Source organism: Nocardioides immobilis (genome assembly GCF_003515065.1).
GTDB lineage: Bacteria > Actinomycetota > Actinomycetes > Propionibacteriales > Nocardioidaceae > Nocardioides > Nocardioides immobilis.
Map to the genome: position 1 here is coordinate 92,098 of NZ_QXGH01000027.1, position 20,562 is coordinate 112,659.

Below are 20,562 nucleotides of genomic sequence, written 5' to 3' on the forward strand. Positions count from 1 at the left end.
AACTGCTCACGTCCTTGCGTTCTCGAGGACGACAGCCAGGCCCTGGCCGACGCCGATGCAGATGGCGGCCACGCCCCAGCGCTGTCCCGACTCCGCCAGCGAGCGGGCCAGGGTGCCGAGGATCCGTGTGCCGGACGCGCCGAGCGGGTGCCCGATCGCGACGGCTCCGCCGTGGGGGTTGACGATCTCGGGGTCGATGTCCCAGGCCCTGATGCAGGCGAGCGACTGCGCGGCGAAGGCCTCGTTGAGCTCGACCGCGCCGACGTCGCTCCAGGCGACGCCGGCGCGCTCGAGAGCGAGGTCGGCGGCCGCGACCGGCGCGAACCCGAAGTCCTGCGGCTCGTTCGCCGCTGCACCGCGGCCGGCGATCCGGGCGAGCGGTGCGCCGCCGACGAGGTTTTCAGCTGCCGCGCTTCCGAGCACGGCCGCCGACGCGCCGTCGTTCAGCGGTGAGGCGTTGCCGGCCGTGACCGTCCCGTCGGGGCGGAACACCGGCCGGAGGCGGGCGAGCTTCTCCAGCGTGGTGTCGGCCCTGATCGACTCGTCCCGGTCCAGGTCGACCCCGGGTACGGCGACCACCTGGTCGTCGTAGAACCCGCGGTCCCAGGCCTCGGCGGCTCGTCGGTGCGAGCGGAGGGCGAACGCGTCCTGATCCTCCCGTGACACGCCCTCGCGCTCCCGCAGCTGCTCGGTGGCCTCACCCAGCGAGACCGTCCACTCGGCGGGCATCGCGGGGTTCACCAAGCGCCAGCCGAGCGTGGTCGACACCAGCTTCGCGTCGGTCGTCGGGAACGCCTTCTCGGGCTTGGGCAGCACCCAGGGCGCGCGGCTCATCGACTCCACGCCGCCGACCACGACCACGTCGGCCTCACCGACGGCAATCTGCCGCGAGCCGATGACGGCAGCATCGAGGCTGGAGCCGCAGAGCCGGTTGACAGTGGTCGCCGGCACCGACGTGGGCAGACCTGCCAGCAGCCCGGCCATCCGGGCGACGTTGCGGTTCTCCTCGCCGGCGCCGTTGGCGTTGCCGAGCACGACCTCGTCGACCCGGGCGGGGTCGAGGCCGGGGGAGCGGTCCAGCAGCGCCTTCACCACGTGGGCGGCGAGGTCGTCCGGCCGGACACCGGCCAGCGCGCCGCCGTACCGCCCGAACGGCGTGCGCACCGCGTCGTACACGAACACGTCGGAGACCGTCACCGGCGTCCCTCCTCGTCGATGACTCTCCCCGCCACGGCGAACGCGTGGTTCGCGGCCGGGACGCCGCAGTAGACGGCGGACTGCAGGATGACCTCGCCGATCTCCTCGACGGTGAGTCCGTTGCGGCGGGCGGCGGCGACGTGCATCTCGAGCTCCTCCCAGTGGCCGTTCGCGATGAGCGCGGTGAGCGTGATCGCGCTGCGCATCCGCCGGTCGAGCCCGGGACGGGTCCAGATCTCCCCCCAGGCGTAGCGGGTGATCAGGTCCTGGAAGTCCTCGGTGAAGGCGTTCTTCGTCGCCTCCGCGCGGTCGACGTGCTCGTCGCCGAGCACCGCCCGGCGGACCGCCATGCCGGCGTCGTGCCGCTCGTCGCTCATCGGGCCGCCTCCTGTCCGACCAGGAACCCCGCCACCGCAGCGGCGGTCGCCGCCGGGTCCTCCGCGGGCGGGAGATGGCCGCACCCGGTCAGGACCTCGAAGTCCGCGCGAAGGGGCCAGCTGGTGGCCGACTCGGCAGCCGCGGGGGGCACGACCACGTCGTGCTCGCCCGCCAGCACCAGCAGCGGTACCAACGGTCGGGAAGCCGTCACCTCCGCGCGCTCGAGGGCCGCGAGTGCCTCGCAGGCCCAGGCGTAGGAGCGCGGGTCCGCATGGGACAGGGACGTCAGCAGCGCCGCCGTGACCTCGGGACGCCGGTCGGTGAAGGCGGGTGCGAACCAGCGGGTGGCGGAGCTTGCGACCAGCGCCGGTGTCCCGGCCCGGCGCACCAGTGCGGCGCGCTCGTGCCACGCCCCGGGCTCGCCGATCCGAGGCGTGGCCGCGATGCTCGCGACTGCCGCGAACGGTCCCGGCCGGGCGGCCAGCTCGAACCCGACGACGCCGCCGAGGGAGACGCCGGCGTACGTCGCGGGCCGGCCGTCGGCCAGCTCTGCCGCCCGGTCGCGGACGACGTCGGAGAGGTCGGCGACCGAGTATGGTCCCGCGGCGGCCGGGCTGCTGCCGTGTCCGGGAAGGTCCCAGCCGACGACCTCGAAGCGGTCGCCGAGCAGAGAGGCGCACTCGCCCCACAGCGCGGTCACGGCGGTGCCGAGGGACGGCCCGACCACCAGCAGGTGGGGCAGCTCCGCTCCACCGGCGAGGTGCGAGAAGGTCAGGTCAGGCTTCACGGCGGCCTCCTCGGAAAAGGGCGAGGGCGGCGTCGATGAAGGTGGCGGTCGCGCCCAGGTAGGCAGCGGGGTCGCCCGTGCTCGCGTCGCCGCGCTCGGAGAGGAGCAGGTCGGCCGCGGCGCGGGCCCGGCGGTCCATCGCCTCGGTGTCGACCCGGAGCCCGGCGACCAGCTCGGCGGCCTGGGCGGTCGCCACCACGCTCAGGCTCAGCAGCCGGCGCAGGGCGGGCCACTCCGCGTGCCATGCCCCCGGCGGGCGCTCGTCGACGGCCTGGCTCGCACAGAGGTGGAGCTGCGCGCCCAGCTGCGGCGCCTGCAGGGCGGCGGCGTTCACGAGCGTGGCGAGGACGGGGTTCTGCTTGTGCGGCATGGTGGACGATCCGCCGCGGCCTCGCGCCGGCGCCTCCCGCACCTCCCCGATCTCGGGACGCCCCAGGGTCAGCACGTCGGCCGCGACGACGCCGAGCGCGTCGAGGACCTCCACCAGTGCGTCGCCGACCCTGGTCACTGGTGCCCGCCGTGTGTGCCAGGGCAGGCCCGGCGACGACAGTCCCAGGCGGTCCGCCAGCGCCTCCGCGGCACGAGCCGGGTCGGGCACCAGGTCCGCGGCCCTCGAGAGCGTCCCCGCCGCGCCGCCGCACTGGACCGGGAGCCCGCGTCGTACGGCGTCGAGGTGGTCGGCAGCGTCCAGCACGCCGGTCAACCACTGGGCGGCCTTGAGCCCGAAGGTGGTGGGGACGGCGTACTGCGTCAGAGTCCTGCCTGCCATCAGCGATCCCCGGTGCTGCCCGGCCAGCCCGGCCAGCGTCTGCGCCGTACGGTCCAGGTCGACCCGCAGCCGGTACGACGCGTTCCGCACGAGCAGCATCAGCGCCGAGTCGAGCACGTCCTGGCTGGTCAGACCAGCGTGCAGCAGGCGGGCGGCGTCGCGGTCGTCGACCCTGGCGCGGAGCGCGCGCAGGAGCGCCGGCACCGGGTTGCCGGCGTCCTCGACCTCGGTCGGGTCCAGGGTCGGCTGCCACCCGTCCACGGCGCGGGCGACCGCGTCGACGTGGTCGGCCTTCGCGGCGCCACAGTCGGCCAGCGCCTGCATCCAGGCGACCTCGACCCGCAACATCGCGGCGAGCACTGCGGCGTCGTCGGCGACGCCGCGCGCCCGGTGGGCGCCCGGCTCCAGGAGCCCCGCGCCGCTCACGTGCAGTCCCGGTGGCGGGGGAAGGAGAGAAAGACCGTCTCCCGCTCGCCCTGGAGGTGGACGTCGAACCAGAGGTCGCCGCCCGGCTCCCGTACGGCGACCAGCCTCGTGCGCTCGTCCGCCGGCAGTCCAGCCAGCAGCGGCTCCGCGGCCAGGGCCGCGTCGTCGCCCGGCACGTAGACCCGGGTGAAGAGCCGGTTGAGCAGTCCGCGTGCGAAGACGGTGACCGCGAAGCAGGCCGCGCCCCCGGCCCGGGTCGGACCGGGCTCCAGGGTGCTGAACCAGTAGCGACCGGTCCGGTCGGTGGTGCTGCGCCCCCAGCCGGTGAACGCGCCGCCCTCGCGGCGGATCGATCCCTCGACGGCCGGAACGGCACCGGACGGATCCGCGTGCCTGATCTCCACGAGCGCATCGGGCACGCCGTTGCCGGCGCCGTCGTACACGTGGCCGTGGAGCCGTACGGCGCCCGCCCGGCCGGGTGGCACCAGCTCGCGGTCGTGGGCGTAGGGCAGCGCGTAGTGGAAGAACGGGCCGATCGTCTGGCCGGGAGTGGGGGCGAGGTCAGCCGCAAGGTCAGTCATCGTCGCCGTCCTCGGGCTCGACGTAGGTGGCGTGGCTCCCGGTCAGCACGATGTCCCACCGGTAGCCCAGGAGCCACTCGTGCTCGGACAAGTGGTGGTCGTACGACGCCACCAGCCGCGCCCGCGCGGCCTCGTCGGTGATCGACTGGTAGATCGGGTCCAGAGCGAAGAGCGGATCGCCCGGGAAGTACATCTGGGTGATCAGCCGCTGCGTGAAGTCCGTGCCGAACAGGGAGAAGTGGATGTGGGCGGGCCGCCAGGCGTTGCGGTGGTTGCGCCACGGGTACGGCCCGGGCTTGATCGTGGTGAACCGGTAGCCGCCGTCGTCGTCGGTGAGGCAGCGGCCCAGCCCGGTGAAGTGGGGGTCGATCGGCGCCGGGTGCTGGTCGCGCTGGTGGACGTAGCGACCCGCGGCGTTCGCCTGCCAGATCTCGACGAGCTGGCCGCGCACCGGGCGGCCGTCGCCGTCGACGACACGACCGGTGACCACGATCCGCTCGCCGATCGGCTCACCCCCCGACTGGCCCGACTGGATGGTCAGGTCCGCCTCGAGCGGGTCGACGTCGGAGTGGCCGAATACCGGAGCCACCAGCTCCGCGCCCTCGGGGTCGGCAGGTCGGGGGTCCTTGGTGGGGTGCCGCAGCACCGCGCTGCGGTACGGCGCGAAGTCGAGCAACGGCTGGCCCAGCCCGGGCCGGGAGTCCTGGAGGTCGGCGATCTCCTTGCTGATCAGCTCCTGGGACTCCATGGGTGAAGCCAACCTCGCGCGGTGCGGCCGGTCGAGACTAGGCTTCCACTGAGCGGAAGGAGGGTGATGGCCGGCAACACGTCCCGCCCCGGAGCGACCGTCGTCTCCCGCGTCCTCGCCCTGCTCGGCGCGTTCGACGAGAACCATCGCCGGCTCACCCTCACCGAGCTGGCCCGCAGGGCCGAGCTCCCGGTCCCGACCGCGCACCGCCTGATCGGCGAGCTCACCGCGCACGGTGCGCTCGCGCGCACGCCGTCGGGGGAGTACGTCGTCGGCCGGCAGCTCTGGTCGCTGGGCGTGCTCGCCCCGGTGCAGACGGGACTCCTCGAGGCGGCCTCGCCGTTCCTGCACGACTTGTACGCCGCCACCCTGGCGACCGTGCACCTCGCCGTGCGCGACGGCACCGAGGTTCTCTACCTGGACCGGCTCTCCGGCCAGCGGTCGGTGCCGGTAGTCAGCACGGTCGGCTCCCGCCTGCCGCTCTACCCGACCGGCGTGGGCAAGGTGCTGCTGGCGCACGCACCGGAGCAGGTCCAGGCGAAGGTGCTGTCCTCGCTCAAACGGATCACGCCGCACACGATCACCCAACCGGCCCGGCTCCGGGCCCAGCTCGAGCGGGTGCGGAGCGAGGGCTATGCCACGACAGTCGAGGAGATGACGCTGGGCGCGTGCTCGGTCGCCGTCCCTGTCCGGCGCAACGAGGCCGACGTCGTGGCGGCCCTCGGCATCGTGGTGCCGAGCCTCCGCCGCGACCGGCCCCGTCTGGTGGCGGCGCTCCGGGTCGCCGCGCACGGCATCGGCCGCAGCATCAGCGGCGGTGCCTGACGTCGCGGATCAGCGGGGAGTGTCGCCGCTCAGCGCGTGGCGGCAACGCACGAGGTAGGTGCGCAGGATCTCGGTCTGCCCGGTGTCGAACCCCTCGAGCATCCGGGACTCGATGTCGGCGACCGCCTCGTGGAGCTCGTCGAGGACCCGCTGGCCGTCGGCGCTCAGCGACAACAGGTACTGCTTGCGGTTGGTCTCGTCTCTCTCGCGGGTGACCAGGTCGCGGCCGAGGAGGTAGGTCACCATCTCGGCCATCGACTGGGCGCGGACGAACGAGTTGCGCGCCAGCTCGGCCGACGTGATGCCGGGGTGCCGCTCCAGCACGGTCAGCGCGGTGTACTGCAGCGTGGTCAGGTCAGCGGTGGCCACCACGTCGTCGAGGGCTTGCCGGACGGCCAGCTCCACCTGCTTGATCAGGTAGAGCAGGGTGACGTCGCGGTCGTGCCGGGGAGAGGGCGACGGAGCGGGACTGCTCACGCGGGCTCACCGGCCCGTCGGCGCGCGGCCAGCCGGTCGAAGGCGCCGTCGAGCGTCGGGACCACTCCGCGTGGCATGAACAGCAGCGCCAGGACGAGCAGCGCGCCGTACGTCGCGTACTGCATGATCGGCCCGGTCGTCGGAGGCAGCCCGGGCTGGCTGCTCACCGTGTTGAGAACCTGCAGAAGCGTCGAGACCAGCACAGCTCCGGCCACACCTCCCCAAACGGTGCCGAGTCCTCCGACCACGGCCATGATGACGTAGGTGAACGACTCTACGGCCGGGAAGGAGTCGGAGCTCACGTAGGGCGTGAAGAACGCCGAGAGCGCACCGGCCAGCCCGGCGTACATTCCCGAGATCGCGAAGATCGCCACCTTGCTGCGCATCACCGGGACGCCTGCGGATCCTGCGGCGGTCTCGCTCCCCGCGAACGCGCGCACCCCGCGACCGAACCGGCTGTGCACGATCCGGTGGGTGAGCACCAGCACCAGGCCGAGGCAGCCGAGCGCCAGGTACACGTAGGGCAGCTGGCCGACGAAGATGCTGTTGCCGACCCCGAACGGAGGGATGCCGCTGATGCCGAACGCGCCGCCCAGGGCGTCGAACGCGCTCATGGCGGTCTGCACGATCAGCAGCAGGGCGAGGGTGCCGAACGCCAGGTAGTGCCCACGCAGCCGCAGCAGCGGCGGTCCGACGACGAGTGCGAACGCCCCGGCGACGAAGGGCGCGGCGAGCAGCACCGCCAGCGGCGGCAGACCCATCCGGGTGGTCCCGAGCGCGACGGTCAGGGCGCCGGCAGCGACGAACGCACCGTGGCCGAGCGACGCCTGGCCGGCGTAGCCCATCAGCAGCGACAACCCGGTGACGACGATGGCGGCGAGCACCATCCGCATCAGGAAGGTGAGGTCGTTCATCACCAGCGGGGCGACGAGCGCGGCCGCCCCGGCCAGCGCGGTCAGGTACGCCTTGGGCGGGATGCGCCGGATCACTTGGCCTCCTCGTGCACGAAGGTGCTGCTGCGCGCGATCATGATCACGAGCATGAGCAGCAGGGCCACCTCTGTCTGGTAGGACCCGTTCAGGTAGCCGGCGGTCAGCTGGCCGGCGATGCCGAGCCCGAGCCCGCCGACGAGAGTGCGCAGCGGGCTGACGAGCCCGCCGAACACGGCGGCGGCGAAGCCGCTGAGCGCCAGCGGGAGGTCGGAGTAGAACGACACCGCGTTCGTCGGTGCGACCAGCACCCCGGCCAGCCCGCCGAGCATGCCGGCCAGAGCGAACGCGAGCAGCCCCATCCGTCGTACGTCGATGCCGACCATGCGGGCAGCGAAGGGGTTCGACGCGCTGGCGGTCAGCGCCTTGCCGACATAGGACCGGGAGAAGAAGAGGGCCAGCGCCGCGAAGGCCAGCACGGTCGCGCCGACGACCAGCAGGCGCTGGCGCTCCACGGTCGCGCCGAGGAGCGTCGCCGAGCCGTCGAGGCCGGGCGGCGAGACGGGATCCTGACCCCACAGCCAGATGATCGCGGCGGAGATCAGCATCGAGACGCCCAGCGTGACGATCAGGGAGATCAGCGGCGGCGTTCCCCGACGACCGAGCGCCAGGAACCCGACCGTCAGGCCCACCACCCCGCAGATCGCGACCGCCGCAGGCTCAGCAACGCCGTGGGGCAGCCGGCCGCCCAGCAGCGTCGCCGAGAGCATCCCGCCGACGACGGCGATCGAGCCCTGGGCGAAGTTGACCACCCGGGTGACCCGGTGGACCACGACGAAGCCGCTCCCGATCAGGGCGAACGACGAGCCCAGGGCGATGCCGGACACCAGGTAGGTGACGAGCTCCTTCACGTGACTGCCTCCGTCATGGTTGCTTGCCCGGCCTCTTCCTGGCCGAGGTCGCCGAAGTACGCGCGCCGCACGGCGTCGCTCTTGGCCACACTGGCCGACGGGCCGGACGCAACCACCCGGCCGGCCTCCAGCACGCAGGCCCGAGCACAGACGTCGAACGCGAGCCCGACCTCCTGCTCGACGAGCAGGACCGCGGTGCCGCGCTCGCGGTTGAGCACCCGCAGGTGCCCGGCCAGCTCGGCGACGACGAGGGGCGCCAGCCCCAGCGAGAGCTCGTCGATGGCCAGCAGGTCGGGACGAGCCATCAGCGCGCGGCCGACAGCGACCATCTGCTGCTGGCCGCCGGACAAGCGGCCCGCCTTGCGCCGCCTCATCCCGGCCAGGTCCGGCAGCAGGTCGAACACCTCGCTGAGGTCGCGGTTGCGGATCGACCACCCGCCGAGCAGCAGGTTGTCCTCGACGGTCATGTCCGCGAACATCTGCCGGCCCTCGGGGACCTGGGCGACCCGGCCCTCGCAGCGCACCGAGCCCGACGCCGGCGACAGCAGTCCGGTGACAGTGTTGATCAGGGTCGACTTGCCGGCGCCGTTCGGCCCGACCAGGGCGACCATCTCGCCGGCTTCGACGTGGAGCGACAGCCCGTCGATCGCGACCGCGGACCCGTAGCGGACCACGAGGTCATCGATGTGCAGCATGGTCCGCTCCTGTTCCGAGGTAGGCCTTGACGACTGCCGGGTCGGACGTGACCTCGGCCGGGGTGCCGTCGGCGATCACCCGGCCGAGGTCCAGGACGGTGATCCGCTCGCTCAGCGAGGTGACCATCCCGACGTCGTGCTCGACCAGGAGGACGGTCACGCCGGACCGTGCCAGGTCGCGGATCAGCTGGGCGAGGTCCTGACGCTCCCGGGCCCGCAGGCCGGAGGCCGGCTCGTCCAGCAGCAGCAGCCGTGGCTCACCCGCGAGTGCCCGGGCGACCTGGAGCCGTCGCTGCTGACCCAGCGGCAGCCCGTCGGCCGGCCGCGACGCCCACTCCAGGAGCCCGACCCGTTCGAGGCACTCCTCCGCCGTGCTCTTGATCCGCCGCTCCTCGCGGCGCTGGGACGGCGGCCGCACGGCCGCCGCGACCAGTCCCGCTCGCGTGCGGGAGTGCGCGCCCACCATCACGTTCTCCAGCAGGCTCATCCCGGCGAAGGTCCGGGCGCCCTGGAACACGATGCCGATGCCCAGACGGGCACGGACGTGTGCCGGCAGCCGGTCGATCCTCCGGCCCTTCAGGCGGATCGCCCCGCTGTCCGGCCGGGCGTGGCCGGCGATCAGGTTGAAGAGGGTCGACTTGCCCGCACCATTGGGCCCGATGATCCCGCGCAGCTCTCCCTCGGCCACCTCGAGCGTGACGTCCTGGTTGGCGTAGACGCCGCCGAAGCGGCGTGAAACGCGGTCGATCGTGAGCATGGTGGCCGTCCTCGGTCTCAGTGCCCGATCACTCGGGGAGGTCGGTCTCGAACCGGTCCCGCGAGTACGGCGTGGCCTTGAAGTCGCCGTCGACGACCTCGACGATCGCGACGGCATCAGTGTCCAGCCCGGCGTGGTCGTCGGCGGAGAACGTGAACCGTCCGGTCGGGGTCAGCACGTCCAGCGACTCCAGCGCGTCGCGGACCGCCTCGCGGTCCGCCGAGCCGGCCTCCTCGATCGCTGCCGCGAGCAGCTGGACGGCGGTGACGCCGTCGAACGCGAACTGCGGCGGGTAGGTGTCCTGCGCCTCCAACCAGGGTCCGGTGAACTCGTCGATCACGGCCTTGAGCGGGCCGTCCGGCAGCTCGCGGCCCGGCACGGCGATGCTGCTGGTCAGGGTCACGCCCTCCGCGGCGTCGCCGGCGGGCTCGACGTACAGCTGTGAGGCCTGGGCCCCGGTCATCAGCAGCGGGATGCCGCTGTCGGCGAACTGCTGGGTGATGATCACCGGCGCCGGGCCGGCGCCCCACACGAGGAACGCGTCGGGAGCGGCGTCCTTGACCTTGGAGACCAGCGGGGTGAAGTCGGTCGCCGACTGGTCGAACGACTCGTCGAGCACCACGTCGATGCCGGCCTCCTCGGCAGCGTCGACCGTGGCGTCGTTCCCGAGCTCGCCGTAGACGTCGTCGCCCGAGTAGCCGACGGCGATCGTGTCGTAGTCCTGGGCGGCCAGGTAGTCGACCATCGCCTGGGCGTAGACCTCGGGGATCGCCACGCCCGTGAACGCGTAGGGGTTGCTGCCGTCGGCGAAGGCGCTGACCGGTCCCAGTGCGATGGTCGGGATCTTGTTGCTCTCGGCGCTCGGTCCGGCGGCGGTCGAGGCCGAGACGAACGACGACGAGAGGATCGCGGTGTAGCTGGGGTCGGCGGCCAGCTGGTTGAACTCGGTCACCGACTGAGGTACGTCGGTCTTGTCGTCCTTGATGGTCACCTCGAGGTCGCGCCCCAGGACACCGCCGGCGTCGTTGATGGCGTCGACCGCCTGCTCGATGGCTGCCTTGTCGCCGGTCCCGAGCGGCGAGTAGGGACCGGTGAGCGGGACGACCACGCCGATCTTGATCGGGCCCGAGCCGTCGGTCCCTCCGTCGGCGGAGGCGCATGCCGTCAGGCTGAGCGCTCCGGCGACGGTCAGGGCGGTGAGTCGTGTACTGATCATGGTGACCTCTGGGGGTATGGCCGGGAAGGCTGATTGTCAGGGTTCCTGTTTGTCAGGTTTCCTGATGGAGGAGTATGACCCCGGTCACACAGGCTGTCAACAGCCTTCTTCAGATGGCTCTCACCTGCTCTGTTGAGCGCAAAACGTGCTTCAGTCGGTCGAGCTCGGATTCGCTGGAGCGGACCATTGACAAGGTGACCCGCGCCACATCAGACTGATCTTTCGACAGGAACCCTGATAACCTGGGATGGCAATGATGAGCAACGAGGAACTGCAGCTCCCGCCCCGACAGCTGTTCGTCGGTGGCGCGTGGCGCGACGGAAGCACCGGCATGCGCCGCGACGTGGTCGACCCGGCCACCGGCGCGATCCTCACCACCGTGGTGGAGGCCGATGCCACGGACGTCGACGTCGCCGTACGCAACGCCCGTGAGGCGTTCGACCACGGTCCCTGGCAGCGGATGCCGGCCCGCGACCGGGCGCGCATCCTGCACCGGGCAGCCGACCTGATCCGGGAGCGTGCCGACGAGCTGGTCGCCCTCGAGAGCCGCGACGTCGGCAAGCCGGTGTCGCTGTGCCGCGCGGTCGACGTCGAGACCGCGGCCCAGCAGTACGAGTACTGCGCGGCGCTCGCGCAGGGCATCGACGGCGCCACCCGCTCCACGCCGATCCCATCGCTGGCCTACACGACGCGGGTGCCGGTTGGTGTCGTCGCCGCCATCACGCCCTTCAACTTCCCGCTGATCCTGTCGAGCACCAAGATCGCCGCGGCGCTGGCCGCCGGCAACGTCGTGGTCCACAAGCCCGCCGACGACACCCCGCTCAGCGCGCTGTTCATGGCCGAGCTGCTCAAGGACGCCGGCGTCCCGGACGGCGTGCTCAACGTCGTCACGGGCAGCGGCCAGATCGTCGGCGACGCGCTGCTGCGCCACTCCGGCGTGGACAAGATCGCCTTCACCGGGTCCACAGCGATCGGCCGCCACGCGGCCAGCGTGGCCGGCGAGCACCTCAAGCCCGTCACCATGGAGCTCGGCGGCAACGCCGCCCACCTCGTCTTCGACGACGCCGACCTCGACGTCGCCATCGGCGCGGTGATCAAGGCGTTCGTCTTCAACTCCGGCCAGTTCTGCATGGCCGGTCCGCGGCTGCTCGTCGCGCGTGCCCTGCACGACACCGTCCTCGGGATCCTCGAGCAGGCCGTGCCCACGGTGCCGATCGGCGACCCGCGCGACCCGGCGACGGTGATCGGCCCGATGGCCGGCGAGCGGCAGCTGAAGAAGGTCGAGGAGTACGTCGAGCTCGCCCGCAAGGAGGGCGGCCGGATCATCTGTGGCGGCGAGCGGCTCGACCTCGACGGCGGCTACTACTACCGCCCGACGGTGATCGCAGACCTGCCCACCGACTCGCGGGTGATCGCCGAGGAGGTCTTCGGGCCGGTGCTCACGGTGCAGCCGTTCGACGACGAGGACGAGGCCGTGGCCCTCGCCAACAGCACGCCCTATGGTCTCGCGGCCGGCCTGCAGACCCGCGACGTCACGCGTGCGCACCGGGTAGCGGCCCGCCTCGACGCCGGGATCGTGTGGGTCAACGACTGGGCGATGCTCGACCCGGCCATTCCCTTCGGTGGTGTCAAGGACTCCGGCTTCGGCCGTGAGTACGGCCCCGAGGCGCTCGAGGCCTACACCAAGATCAAGTCCGTCGTCGTCTCCCTTCCCGAGCCTCAGTAGCAGCGAGCAGGAGCAACCCATGACCATCACCACCCAGGCCGCCGTCGTCGAGTCCGGCGGCGCTCCGTTCACGCTCGTCGACGTCGAGCTCGACGAGCCCCGCGCCGACGAGGTCCTCGTCCGGGTCACCGCAGCCGGCCTGTGCCACACCGACCTCGGTGTCGCCTCCGGCGGCCTCCCGTTCCCGCTGCCGGGCGTGCTCGGCCACGAGGGAGCCGGCGTCGTCGTACGGGTCGGGTCGTCCGTCACCTCGGTGGCGCCCGGTGACCACGTCCTCCTGTCCTTCACCTCGTGCGGCGGCTGCGGCAACTGCCGGGGCGGGCACCCCGCGTACTGCGCCACCTGGCTGCCGGACAACCTGATCGGCGGTGTCCGCCGGGACGGGTCCGCCACCATCACCCGTGGCGGCGATCCGCTCGGAAGCCACTTCTTCGGTCAGTCCTCGTTCGCCCGGATGGCCGTCGCCGACGAGCGGAGCGTTGTGAAGGTGGACCCGACCGCTCCGTTGGAGACGCTCGCCCCGCTCGGCTGCGGAGTGCAGACCGGGGTGGGTGCGGTGTGGAACGTGCTGAAGCCCGGCCCGGGCAGCACCGTGGTGGTCGCCGGTGCCGGCGCCGTGGGACTGTCCGCCGTGATGGCCGCGGCCCTGACCCCGGCCCACCGGATCGTCGCCGTCGACGTGGTGTCCCACCGGCTCGACCTGGCCCGCAAGCTCGGGGCAACCCACGTCATCGACGCCGCGCGGGAGGACTACCCGGAGCGGATCGCCGAGATCACCGGCGGCTCCGGCTGCGACGGCGTCATCGAGACGACCGGCAACGTGAAGGTGCTGCGCCAGGCCGTCGACAGCCTCGCCGCCCGTGGCACCGCGGTCGTCGTCGGCGCTCCGCCGTTCGGCACCGAGGTCGGGCTCGAGGTCAACGGCCTCCTCGGCGGCAAGCACATCGTCGGCATCACCCTCGGTGACAGCGAGACGCAGACCTTCATCCCCGTGCTGGCCGCCATGGTCGCGGACGGGCGGCTGCCGCTCGCGGAGCTGATCACCACCTACGACTTCGCCGACATCCAGCAGGCGGTCGAAGACGTCAGGAGCGGCGCCACCATCAAGCCGGTCCTGACCTTCGGCTGACCGACCGACAACCCAACCACCAGGAGCACACAGCACATGGACATCACCGGAAAGGTCGCCGTCGTCACCGGCGCCGGGCAGGGCCTCGGCCGTGCGTACGCCACGGCCCTCGCCGACGCCGGCGCCGCCGTCGTCGTCAACGACATGAACGACGAGACGGCCGCCGCCGTGGTCGACGCGATCACGGCCGCGGGCGGGCGCGCCGTCGCGGAGGTGGTTCCTGTCGGCACCACCGAATCGGCGCAGCGGCTCGTGGACAGGGCCGTCAACACGTTCGGCCGGCTCGACGTGATGGTGACCAACGCCGGCGTGCTCCGCGACCGCGTGCTGTGGAACATGAGCGACGACGACTTCGACACCGTCATCCAGGTCCACCTCCGCGGCACCTTCACATGCGTCCGCGAGGCGGCCCGGCACTTCCGGGCCCAGGGTGAGGGTGGCCGGGTGATCCTCGCCGGCTCGCCGGCCGGTCAGCGCGGAAACTTCGGCCAGACCAACTACGCCGCCGCGAAGGCCGGCATCGTCGCGATGGCCCGCACATGGGCGATGGAGCTGGGCCGGGCCGGTGTCACCGTCAACGCGGTGATCCCGAACGCCGCCACCGCGATGACCGAGACCATCCCGTTCCTCGCGCCCTACGTGGAGCGGATGGAGCAGGGTCTCCCGGTCCCGTCCGTGGTCCGCCGGGCGGCCTCGTTCGGTACGGCGGAGGACGTGGCAGGCCTGATCGTCTACCTGGCCTCGGACGCGTCGGCGGGCGTCACCGGCCAGGCCATCGGCATCGGCGGCGACCGACTCTCGTTGTGGTCGCACCCGACCGAGATCCGCAGCGCCTTCCGCGACGGCGGCTGGTCCGCCGACGTGATCGCGGAGGCGTTCGAGTCCACCGTGGCGGAGGTCCCGGAGACCTTCGGCATCCCCGCGCCCAAGCTCCCCGAGCTCCAGCCCCAAGAGGCCTAGGTCGTCGCTGTGCCCGAGCCCTACACCCCCCGCATCGACGTCGCGGCCCTCACCGCGATCGACGTGCACACGCACGCCGAGACCGACGGGTGCGGTCACTTCTCGCTCCCGGAGAAGCTTCGCGCCGGCGCCGACAAGTACTTCGGCGTCGACGGGGGCGGACCGCCCACGATGGACCAGCTCGCGGCGTACTACCGCGAGCGGCAGATGGCCGCGGTCGTCTTCACCGTCGACGCCGAGGCCGCGCTGGGCCACACCCGGATCGCCAACGAGGCAGTCGTCGAGGGCGCGCGCCGCAACGCTGACGTGCTGATCCCGTTCGCGAGCATCGACCCGGCGAAGGGGAAGGCCGGCGTGACGGAGGCGCGGCGGCTGATCGAGGAGCTCGGGGTGCGCGGCTTCAAGTTCCACCCCAGCGTGCAGGCGTTCTACCCGAACGACCGCTCGGCGTACCCCCTCTACGAGGTGCTGGAGGAGTACGGCGTACCCGCCCTCTTCCACAGCGGCCAGACCGGCATCGGCTCCGGCCTGTCCGGCGGGGGAGGGATCCGACTGAAGTACTCCAATCCCTTGCACCTCGACGACGTGGCCGTCGACTTCCCGGACCTGACCATCGTCATCGCCCATCCGTCCTTCCCCTGGCAGGACGAGGCGCTGGCCGTCGCCTCGCACAAGCCGAAGGTCTACATCGACCTCTCGGGCTGGTCGCCGAAGTACTTCCCGCCGCAGCTGGTCAGGTACGCCAACAGCCTGCTGAAGCACAAGGTGCTCTTCGGCTCGGACTTCCCACTGATCTCCCCGGACCGCTGGCTGGCGGACTTCGAAAAGCTCGAGATCAAGGACGACGTGCGGCCGCTCATCCTCAAGGACAACGCGGTCTCGGCGCTGGGGCTGACGACTTCGGACGTCGGGGGAGGGACGCCGTGATCGGGCCGGGCATCGGGAGCTGGCCCGCCCGCCGGGCGCGGATGAACCCGGCGACGGTGGCGCTGGGCACCGAGCACGAGGAGCTCACCTACGCCGAGCTCGCCGCCCGCGTCGAGCACACCGCGACGCGCCTGCGCGAGCTCGGTGTCTCCGCCGGTACCCGGGTCGCCTACCTCGGGCCCAACAGCATCGACACCTGGGTCTGCTTCTTCGCGACGGCCCGCGCCGGCGGGATCTTCGTCTCGCTCAACATCCGGCTGGCCCCGCCCGAGATCGGCTACATGCTCGCCGACAGCGGCAGCCACGTGCTCGTCCACGGACCGGAGTGCGCGGAGCTCGCGACCGCGGCCGAGCCGACGGAGCACGGCGTGGCCCACGTGCTGCCCGCCGCGGACCTCCGGCCCTCCAGCCGGCCGGAGTCCGCGGCCGGGTCCCCGTTGCTGGACCCGATCGACGCGCAGGACCCGGTCGAGCTCGACGACCCGGTGCTGATCCTCTACACGTCGGGGACCACCGGTCGACCCAAGGGCGCGGTGCTCACCCACGCCAACATCACCTGGAACACGGTGAACCAGCTGGCTCACATCGACGTGCTGAGCACCGACGTCGCGCTCTGCGTGGCACCGCTCTTCCACGTCACCGGGCTGGGCCAGGTCTCGATGCCGACCCTCCTCAAGGGCGGCACCGTCGTCGTCGTGCCCAAGTTCGACGCCGGCGGCTTCCTCGCGCTGATCGCCCGACGCCGGGCCACGTGCTTCTCCGCGGTGCCGACCATGCTGCAGATGCTGTGCGAGCACCCGGACTGGGAGTCGGCGGACCTGTCGTCGCTGCGCTACGTGATCTACGGCGGATCCTCGATCGCCGAGGACGTCGCCCAGGCGTGGCTCGACCGGGGGATCGTCCTGCAGCAGGGCTACGGGATGACCGAGGCCGCACCGGGCGTGTTCATGGCCCTTCCCCGCGGGGCCCTGGCGCGCCCGGTGTCGGCCGGCGTCCCCCACTTCTTCACCGACGTCCGGCTCGAGGTCGACGGGGAGGTCGTACCGGGTCCGGGCCCGGGAGAGCTCCTGGTGCGCGGGCCGAACGTTTTCGCCGGCTACTGGAACCGGCCGGAGGAGACCGCCCAGGTCCTCGCCGAGGGCTGGTACCGCTCGGGCGACGTCGTGCGGATCGAGGACGACGGCTGGGCGTACGTCGTCGACCGGGTCAAGGACCTGATCATCTCCGGCGGCGAGAACATCTACCCCGCCGAGGTCGAGGCCGCGATCACCGAGCTCGCCGACGTCACGGCTGCCGCCGTCGTCGCCGTGCCGGACCCGAAGTGGGGCGAGGTCGGCTGCGCGTACGTCGTGCTCGGTGCCGGCGCCGATCTCGACGAGATCGCCCTGCGCGCGCACCTCGAGCAGCGACTCGCCCGCTACAAGATCCCCCGCTACGTCGAGCTGTGCGACGACCTGCCCCGCAACGCCACGGGCAAGGTCCTGCGGTCGGTGCTCCGCGAGCAGGCCCGCCACGACCATCCCACTCCCCACTGACCCTGTCCGTCCACCCCAGCACGACCACCGAACCCACGGAGGCCCCATGACCACGATCGCCCACCCCAAGGACCTGCTGACGATGATCGGCGAGGACCTCGGCAGCAGCCCCTGGCTCGACGTCAGCCAGGAGCGCATCAACCTGTTCGCCGACGCCACCGACGACCACCAGTGGATCCACGTCGACGTGGAGCGGGCGAAGACCGGTCCGTTCGGCGGGCCGATCGCGCACGGCTACCTGACGCTGTCGCTGCTGATCCCGCTGTGGTCACAGATCCTCGTGATCGAGGACATGGACATGGCCGTGAACTACGGCCTCAACAAGGTCCGGTTCCCCGCACCGGTGCCGGCCGGGTCGCGGATCCAGGTCAGCGCGACCCTCGCGGACGCCGAAGAGGTCGCCGGCGGCGGCATCCAGGCGACCATCGACACCGTCATGCGGGCCGAGGGCGCCGACAAGCCGGTCTGCATCGCGCAGATGGTCCACCGCTACTACAAGGGCTGATCCTGATGACCCACGCCTACGACCACGAGCTGGCCCCCTGGGCCCCCGCCTTCGCCGAGCTGTCCTTCGCCGACATCCCTGCGGCACGCGCGGGAGAGGCAGAGCTGGTCGCCGCGCTGCCGCCGTACGACCCGCCGGTTCCCCTGGACGTCCACGAGCTGCTGGTGCCGGGGCCTGAGGGCGGTCCCGCGGTCCGGGTCCGCCGCTACCAGCCCGCCGACCACGACGGCCCGCTCCCCGCGCTCGTCTACCTCCACGGCGGCGGGTTCGTCGTCGGCAGCCTCGACCTGTACGACGCCGACTGCCGGCGGATCTCGGCCGAGGTCGGCGCGGTGGTGTTCTCCGTCGACTACCGCCTGGCTCCGGAGCACCCGTTCCCCGCCGGGCTCGAGGACTGCTACGCCACACTGGTCTGGGTCGCGGAGAACGCAGGGGAGCTGGGCGTCGACCCGGAGCGGATCGCGGTCGGCGGTGAGAGTGCCGGTGGCGGGCTGGCCGCAGGCGTCGCCCTCCTGGCTCGAGACCGCGGCGGCCCGCGCCTGTGCCTGCAGTTCCTGGGCATCCCGGAGATCGACGACCGGCTCGAGACCGAGTCGATGCGCAACCTCGGTGAGGGCACGCCCATCACCACTCGTGCGAACGGCGAGATCAGCTGGGACAGCTACCTCGGGGCGGGGGTGCGCGGGACCGACCTGGTCTCGCCGTACGCCGCGCCGGCACGGGCCACGGACCTCGCCGGGCTGCCGCCCGCGCTGGTCACGGCCTACGAGTTCGACGCGCTCCGCGACGAGGGCATCGCCTATGCCCAACAGCTGCTGTGGTTCGGGGTGCCGACCGAGCTGCACGTCTACCCCGGTGCCTTCCACGCGTGCACCTGGCTCTCGCACACCGCGATCTGCCAGAAGATCCTGGGCGACCTGGTCGACGCCCTGCGCCGCCGGCTGCACGCGGCGGTGCCGGAGGCGGTGTGAGATGACCGAGCTGCTGCCCACCGGCAAGGTGACGGCGAAGATCTTCCCGCACCCGCTGAACGCCTGGTACGCCGCGGCGTGGGACCACGAGGTGACCAACAAGGGCCTGATGTCGCGGACGATCGCCGGCAAGCCGATGGCGCTGTACCGCACCCAGGACGGCCGACCGGTCGCGCTGGCCGATGCCTGCTGGCACCGGCTCGCGCCGCTCTCGATGGGCAAGCTGGTCGGTGGCGACGAGGTGCAGTGCCCCTACCACGGGCTGCGCTACAACTCGGCGGGCCGGTGCACGGCGATGCCGGCGCAGGAGACGGTCAACCCGAGCGCGATGGTGCCGTCGTACCCCGTCGTCGAGCGGTACCGCTACCTCTGGGTCTGGCCCGGCGACATCACGATGGCCGACCCCGACCTGATCCCCGACATGCACCAGATGGACGATCCCGGCTGGGCGGGCGACGGGCTCACCATCGAGGCCCCCTGCAACTACCAGCTGATCCTCGACAACCTGATGGACCTCACCCACGAGGAGTTCGTGCACGGCAGCAGCATCGGGCAGGAGGAGCTGAGCGAGTCGGAGTTCCGGACCCGGGTCGAGGACGACGGCAGCGTGACCGTCGAGCGGTGGATGCTCGACGTGGTGCCGCCGCCGTTCTGGCGCAAGAACATCCGCGACCGGTTCCCAGACTTCGAGGGTCGGGTCGACCGCTGGCAGATCATCCACTACTACGCCCCGTCGACGATCTGCATCGACGTCGGAGTCGCACCGGCAGGGAGCGGCGCGCCCGACGGCGATCGGAGCCACGGCGTGAACGGCTACGTGATGAACACGATCACCCCGGAGACCGACCGCAGATCCCACTACTTCTGGGCGTTCATGCGCAACTACCGGCTCGACAGCCAGCTGATCACCACCCAGCTGCGCGAGGGCGTGCGGCGCGTGTTCGCCGAGGACGAGGCGATGCTGGCGGCCCAGCAGGCGGCGATCGACGCGAACCCGGACCACGAGTTCTACAGCCTCAACATCGACGCGGGCGGCATGTGGGTGCGCCGGATCCTCGACCGGATGCTCGAGGCGGAGGGTCGCGTCCTGGTCGGGTCGCAGCGGTGACCACCAGCGCCCAGCCCGACTGGAGCACCGGCCGGGTCGTCGCCACCACCCCGGTGGCGCGGGACGTCCAGCGAATCACGATCCAGCGTCTCGCGCGCGGCCGGGCGGCGCCGGGCAGCCACCTCGACGTGCGGGTGCCCGTGGGCGACTCCACCGACGTCCGGTCCTACTCGATCGTCGAGTCCGACGACGAGGGATCGCTGCTGACGATCAGCGTGCTCCGGCTACCACAGTCCCGCGGGGGCTCGGTCTTCATGCACACGCTCGTCCCTGGGGACGAGCTCGAGGTGACGCAGCCGCTGCAGAACTTCCCGCTCAACGTGGCCGCCCCGCGGCACGTGCTACTGGCCGGGGGCATCGGCATCACCGCGGTGGCGGCGATGGCGCGCGTGCTGCGCGGCCTGGGTGCCGACTACACGCTCGTCTACGTCGGACGCAGCCGGGAGCGGATGGCGTACGTCGACGAGCTCGCCGAGCTCCACGGGGACCGGCTCGTCGTCCATGTCGACGCCGAGCAGACGCCACTGGACGTGGCCGAGCTGGTGGGATCTGTCGTCCGGCATCCGCTGGGCGGGGTCACCGAGCTCTACATGTGCGGGCCGATCCGGCTGATGGACGCCGTACGCCGGGAGTGGGAGGCGGCCTCGCTGCCGTCGGTCAACCTGCGCTTCGAGACCTTCGGCAGCAGCGGCTGGTTCCGGCCCGAGGAGTTCGTGGTCAGCGTGCCGCAGCGGCAGGTGGAGACGGTCGTCCGCGCCGACGAGACCGTCCTCGAGGCGCTGACGCGCGCCGGCCTCGACCTCATGTACGACTGCCGCAAGGGCGAGTGCGGGCTGTGCCTGCTGGACGTCGACACTGTCGACGGCGTACTCGATCACCGCGACGTCTTCCTCAGCGCCGCCCAGAAGGACTGTGGGCGCTCGTTGTCCACGTGCGTGTCACGCGTCGTGGCTGTCCGGGGCTCGAGCACGACGCCGCGGGTCTCGCTCTCGCTCCCCTGAATCT

22 protein-coding genes are annotated in these 20,562 nt (G+C 71.9%); 10 read left to right on the forward strand and 12 right to left on the reverse strand.

What is annotated here, in order from left to right:
- Positions 1-6: 6 nt before the first annotated feature.
- Genes D0Z08_RS21660 through pcaH form a run of 6 tightly spaced genes read right to left on the reverse strand, consistent with a single transcriptional unit; the run spans position 7 to position 4,886 of the window.
- Positions 7-1,197, reverse strand: coding sequence for a thiolase family protein (locus D0Z08_RS21660; RefSeq protein ID WP_118927350.1), 1,191 nt, complete (start codon positions 1,195-1,197; stop codon positions 7-9).
- Positions 1,194-1,574, reverse strand: a complete 381-nt coding sequence (gene pcaC, locus D0Z08_RS21665; RefSeq protein ID WP_118927351.1) for a 4-carboxymuconolactone decarboxylase — start codon at positions 1,572-1,574, stop codon at positions 1,194-1,196. The genes D0Z08_RS21660 and pcaC overlap by 4 nt, the downstream gene beginning before the upstream one ends.
- Positions 1,571-2,362: an alpha/beta fold hydrolase gene (locus tag D0Z08_RS21670; protein WP_182481420.1), complete on the reverse strand. Its 792-nt coding sequence runs from the start codon at positions 2,360-2,362 to the stop codon at positions 1,571-1,573. Before D0Z08_RS21670 ends, pcaC begins: the two co-directional genes overlap by 4 nt.
- Positions 2,352-3,557 carry a lyase family protein gene (locus D0Z08_RS21675; RefSeq protein ID WP_245994289.1) on the reverse strand — a complete coding sequence of 402 codons (1,206 nt, stop codon included), beginning with the start codon at positions 3,555-3,557 and terminating at the stop codon, positions 2,352-2,354. The genes D0Z08_RS21670 and D0Z08_RS21675 overlap by 11 nt, the downstream gene beginning before the upstream one ends.
- Entirely contained in the window at positions 3,554-4,138 is a 585-nt protein-coding gene (gene pcaG / locus D0Z08_RS21680) for a protocatechuate 3,4-dioxygenase subunit alpha (protein ID WP_118927353.1), read from the reverse strand. The genes D0Z08_RS21675 and pcaG overlap by 4 nt, the downstream gene beginning before the upstream one ends.
- Complete coding sequence (gene pcaH, locus D0Z08_RS21685) at positions 4,131-4,886, reverse strand: protocatechuate 3,4-dioxygenase subunit beta (protein ID WP_118927354.1); 756 nt, start codon at positions 4,884-4,886, stop codon at positions 4,131-4,133. The genes pcaG and pcaH overlap by 8 nt, the downstream gene beginning before the upstream one ends.
- Before the next feature lie 66 nt (positions 4,887-4,952).
- Here pcaH and D0Z08_RS21690 point away from each other — a divergent pair, with 66 nt between their 5' ends.
- Positions 4,953-5,711 carry an IclR family transcriptional regulator gene (locus D0Z08_RS21690; protein ID WP_118927355.1) on the forward strand — a complete coding sequence of 253 codons (759 nt, stop codon included), beginning with the start codon at positions 4,953-4,955 and terminating at the stop codon, positions 5,709-5,711.
- 9 nt (positions 5,712-5,720) lie between these two features.
- On the opposite strand, the gene D0Z08_RS21695 is transcribed toward D0Z08_RS21690, so the two are convergent.
- From D0Z08_RS21695 to D0Z08_RS21720, 6 genes are read right to left on the reverse strand one after another with little or no spacing between them, the layout of a single operon-like run.
- A complete protein-coding gene (locus D0Z08_RS21695; protein ID WP_220454287.1) occupies positions 5,721-6,188 on the reverse strand; it encodes a MarR family winged helix-turn-helix transcriptional regulator in 468 nt (155 codons plus the stop codon).
- Positions 6,185-7,177, reverse strand: a complete 993-nt coding sequence (locus D0Z08_RS21700; protein WP_220454288.1) for a branched-chain amino acid ABC transporter permease — start codon at positions 7,175-7,177, stop codon at positions 6,185-6,187. Before D0Z08_RS21700 ends, D0Z08_RS21695 begins: the two co-directional genes overlap by 4 nt.
- A complete protein-coding gene (locus tag D0Z08_RS21705) occupies positions 7,174-8,028 on the reverse strand; it encodes a branched-chain amino acid ABC transporter permease (RefSeq protein WP_118927356.1) in 855 nt (284 codons plus the stop codon). The genes D0Z08_RS21700 and D0Z08_RS21705 overlap by 4 nt, the downstream gene beginning before the upstream one ends.
- On the reverse strand, positions 8,025-8,723 hold the full coding sequence (locus D0Z08_RS21710; protein WP_118927357.1) for an ABC transporter ATP-binding protein: 699 nt from the start codon (positions 8,721-8,723) through the stop codon (positions 8,025-8,027). The genes D0Z08_RS21705 and D0Z08_RS21710 overlap by 4 nt, the downstream gene beginning before the upstream one ends.
- On the reverse strand, positions 8,707-9,480 hold the full coding sequence (locus D0Z08_RS21715; RefSeq protein ID WP_118927358.1) for an ABC transporter ATP-binding protein: 774 nt from the start codon (positions 9,478-9,480) through the stop codon (positions 8,707-8,709). Before D0Z08_RS21715 ends, D0Z08_RS21710 begins: the two co-directional genes overlap by 17 nt.
- Positions 9,481-9,508: 28 nt before the next feature.
- Positions 9,509-10,696, reverse strand: coding sequence for an ABC transporter substrate-binding protein (locus D0Z08_RS21720; protein ID WP_118927359.1), 1,188 nt, complete (start codon positions 10,694-10,696; stop codon positions 9,509-9,511).
- Between the two features lie 253 nt (positions 10,697-10,949).
- On the opposite strand from D0Z08_RS21720, the gene D0Z08_RS21725 reads away from it, so the two are divergent.
- The 9 genes from D0Z08_RS21725 to D0Z08_RS21765 are packed head-to-tail and all read left to right on the forward strand — an operon-like array spanning position 10,950 to position 20,558.
- Positions 10,950-12,422, forward strand: coding sequence for an aldehyde dehydrogenase family protein (locus D0Z08_RS21725; protein WP_245994291.1), 1,473 nt, complete (start codon positions 10,950-10,952; stop codon positions 12,420-12,422).
- A gap of 19 nt (positions 12,423-12,441) precedes the next feature.
- Positions 12,442-13,551 carry an NAD(P)-dependent alcohol dehydrogenase gene (locus D0Z08_RS21730; RefSeq protein WP_118927360.1) on the forward strand — a complete coding sequence of 370 codons (1,110 nt, stop codon included), beginning with the start codon at positions 12,442-12,444 and terminating at the stop codon, positions 13,549-13,551.
- A 36-nt stretch (positions 13,552-13,587) separates the two neighbouring features.
- Positions 13,588-14,511, forward strand: a complete 924-nt coding sequence (locus D0Z08_RS21735) for an SDR family NAD(P)-dependent oxidoreductase (protein ID WP_118927361.1) — start codon at positions 13,588-13,590, stop codon at positions 14,509-14,511.
- 9 nt (positions 14,512-14,520) lie between these two features.
- Entirely contained in the window at positions 14,521-15,438 is a 918-nt protein-coding gene (locus D0Z08_RS21740; RefSeq protein WP_281271765.1) for an amidohydrolase family protein, read from the forward strand.
- A complete protein-coding gene (locus D0Z08_RS21745; RefSeq protein WP_220454289.1) occupies positions 15,435-16,973 on the forward strand; it encodes an acyl-CoA synthetase in 1,539 nt (512 codons plus the stop codon). The genes D0Z08_RS21740 and D0Z08_RS21745 overlap by 4 nt, the downstream gene beginning before the upstream one ends.
- Before the next feature lie 46 nt (positions 16,974-17,019).
- A complete protein-coding gene (locus D0Z08_RS21750) occupies positions 17,020-17,478 on the forward strand; it encodes a MaoC family dehydratase (protein WP_118927362.1) in 459 nt (152 codons plus the stop codon).
- Between the two features lie 5 nt (positions 17,479-17,483).
- Positions 17,484-18,449 carry an alpha/beta hydrolase gene (locus tag D0Z08_RS21755; protein WP_118927363.1) on the forward strand — a complete coding sequence of 322 codons (966 nt, stop codon included), beginning with the start codon at positions 17,484-17,486 and terminating at the stop codon, positions 18,447-18,449.
- 1 nt (position 18,450) lies between these two features.
- A complete protein-coding gene (locus tag D0Z08_RS21760; protein WP_118927364.1) occupies positions 18,451-19,557 on the forward strand; it encodes an aromatic ring-hydroxylating dioxygenase subunit alpha in 1,107 nt (368 codons plus the stop codon).
- The gene (locus tag D0Z08_RS21765) at positions 19,554-20,558 is read left to right on the forward strand and encodes a PDR/VanB family oxidoreductase (protein WP_118927365.1); all 1,005 of its coding nucleotides are present in this window, start codon (positions 19,554-19,556) and stop codon (positions 20,556-20,558) included. Before D0Z08_RS21760 ends, D0Z08_RS21765 begins: the two co-directional genes overlap by 4 nt.
- Positions 20,559-20,562: the final 4 nt, after the last annotated feature.

What these genes read in the sequence shown, in the direction of transcription:
- pcaC (WP_118927351.1), bottom strand. Translation starts at nt 1,574, where the DNA reads ATGAGCGACGAGCGGCACGACGCCGGCATGGCGGTCCGCCGGGCGGTG.
- pcaG (WP_118927353.1), bottom strand. Translation starts at nt 4,138, where the DNA reads ATGACTGACCTTGCGGCTGACCTCGCCCCCACTCCCGGCCAGACGATC.
- pcaH (WP_118927354.1), bottom strand. Translation starts at nt 4,886, where the DNA reads ATGGAGTCCCAGGAGCTGATCAGCAAGGAGATCGCCGACCTCCAGGAC.
- D0Z08_RS21690 (WP_118927355.1), top strand. Translation starts at nt 4,953, where the DNA reads ATGGCCGGCAACACGTCCCGCCCCGGAGCGACCGTCGTCTCCCGCGTC.
- D0Z08_RS21710 (WP_118927357.1), bottom strand. Translation starts at nt 8,723, where the DNA reads ATGCTGCACATCGATGACCTCGTGGTCCGCTACGGGTCCGCGGTCGCG.
- D0Z08_RS21715 (WP_118927358.1), bottom strand. Translation starts at nt 9,480, where the DNA reads ATGCTCACGATCGACCGCGTTTCACGCCGCTTCGGCGGCGTCTACGCC.
- D0Z08_RS21720 (WP_118927359.1), bottom strand. Translation starts at nt 10,696, where the DNA reads ATGATCAGTACACGACTCACCGCCCTGACCGTCGCCGGAGCGCTCAGC.
- D0Z08_RS21725 (WP_245994291.1), top strand. Translation starts at nt 10,950, where the DNA reads ATGATGAGCAACGAGGAACTGCAGCTCCCGCCCCGACAGCTGTTCGTC.
- D0Z08_RS21730 (WP_118927360.1), top strand. Translation starts at nt 12,442, where the DNA reads ATGACCATCACCACCCAGGCCGCCGTCGTCGAGTCCGGCGGCGCTCCG.
- D0Z08_RS21735 (WP_118927361.1), top strand. Translation starts at nt 13,588, where the DNA reads ATGGACATCACCGGAAAGGTCGCCGTCGTCACCGGCGCCGGGCAGGGC.
- D0Z08_RS21750 (WP_118927362.1), top strand. Translation starts at nt 17,020, where the DNA reads ATGACCACGATCGCCCACCCCAAGGACCTGCTGACGATGATCGGCGAG.
- D0Z08_RS21755 (WP_118927363.1), top strand. Translation starts at nt 17,484, where the DNA reads ATGACCCACGCCTACGACCACGAGCTGGCCCCCTGGGCCCCCGCCTTC.
- D0Z08_RS21760 (WP_118927364.1), top strand. Translation starts at nt 18,451, where the DNA reads ATGACCGAGCTGCTGCCCACCGGCAAGGTGACGGCGAAGATCTTCCCG.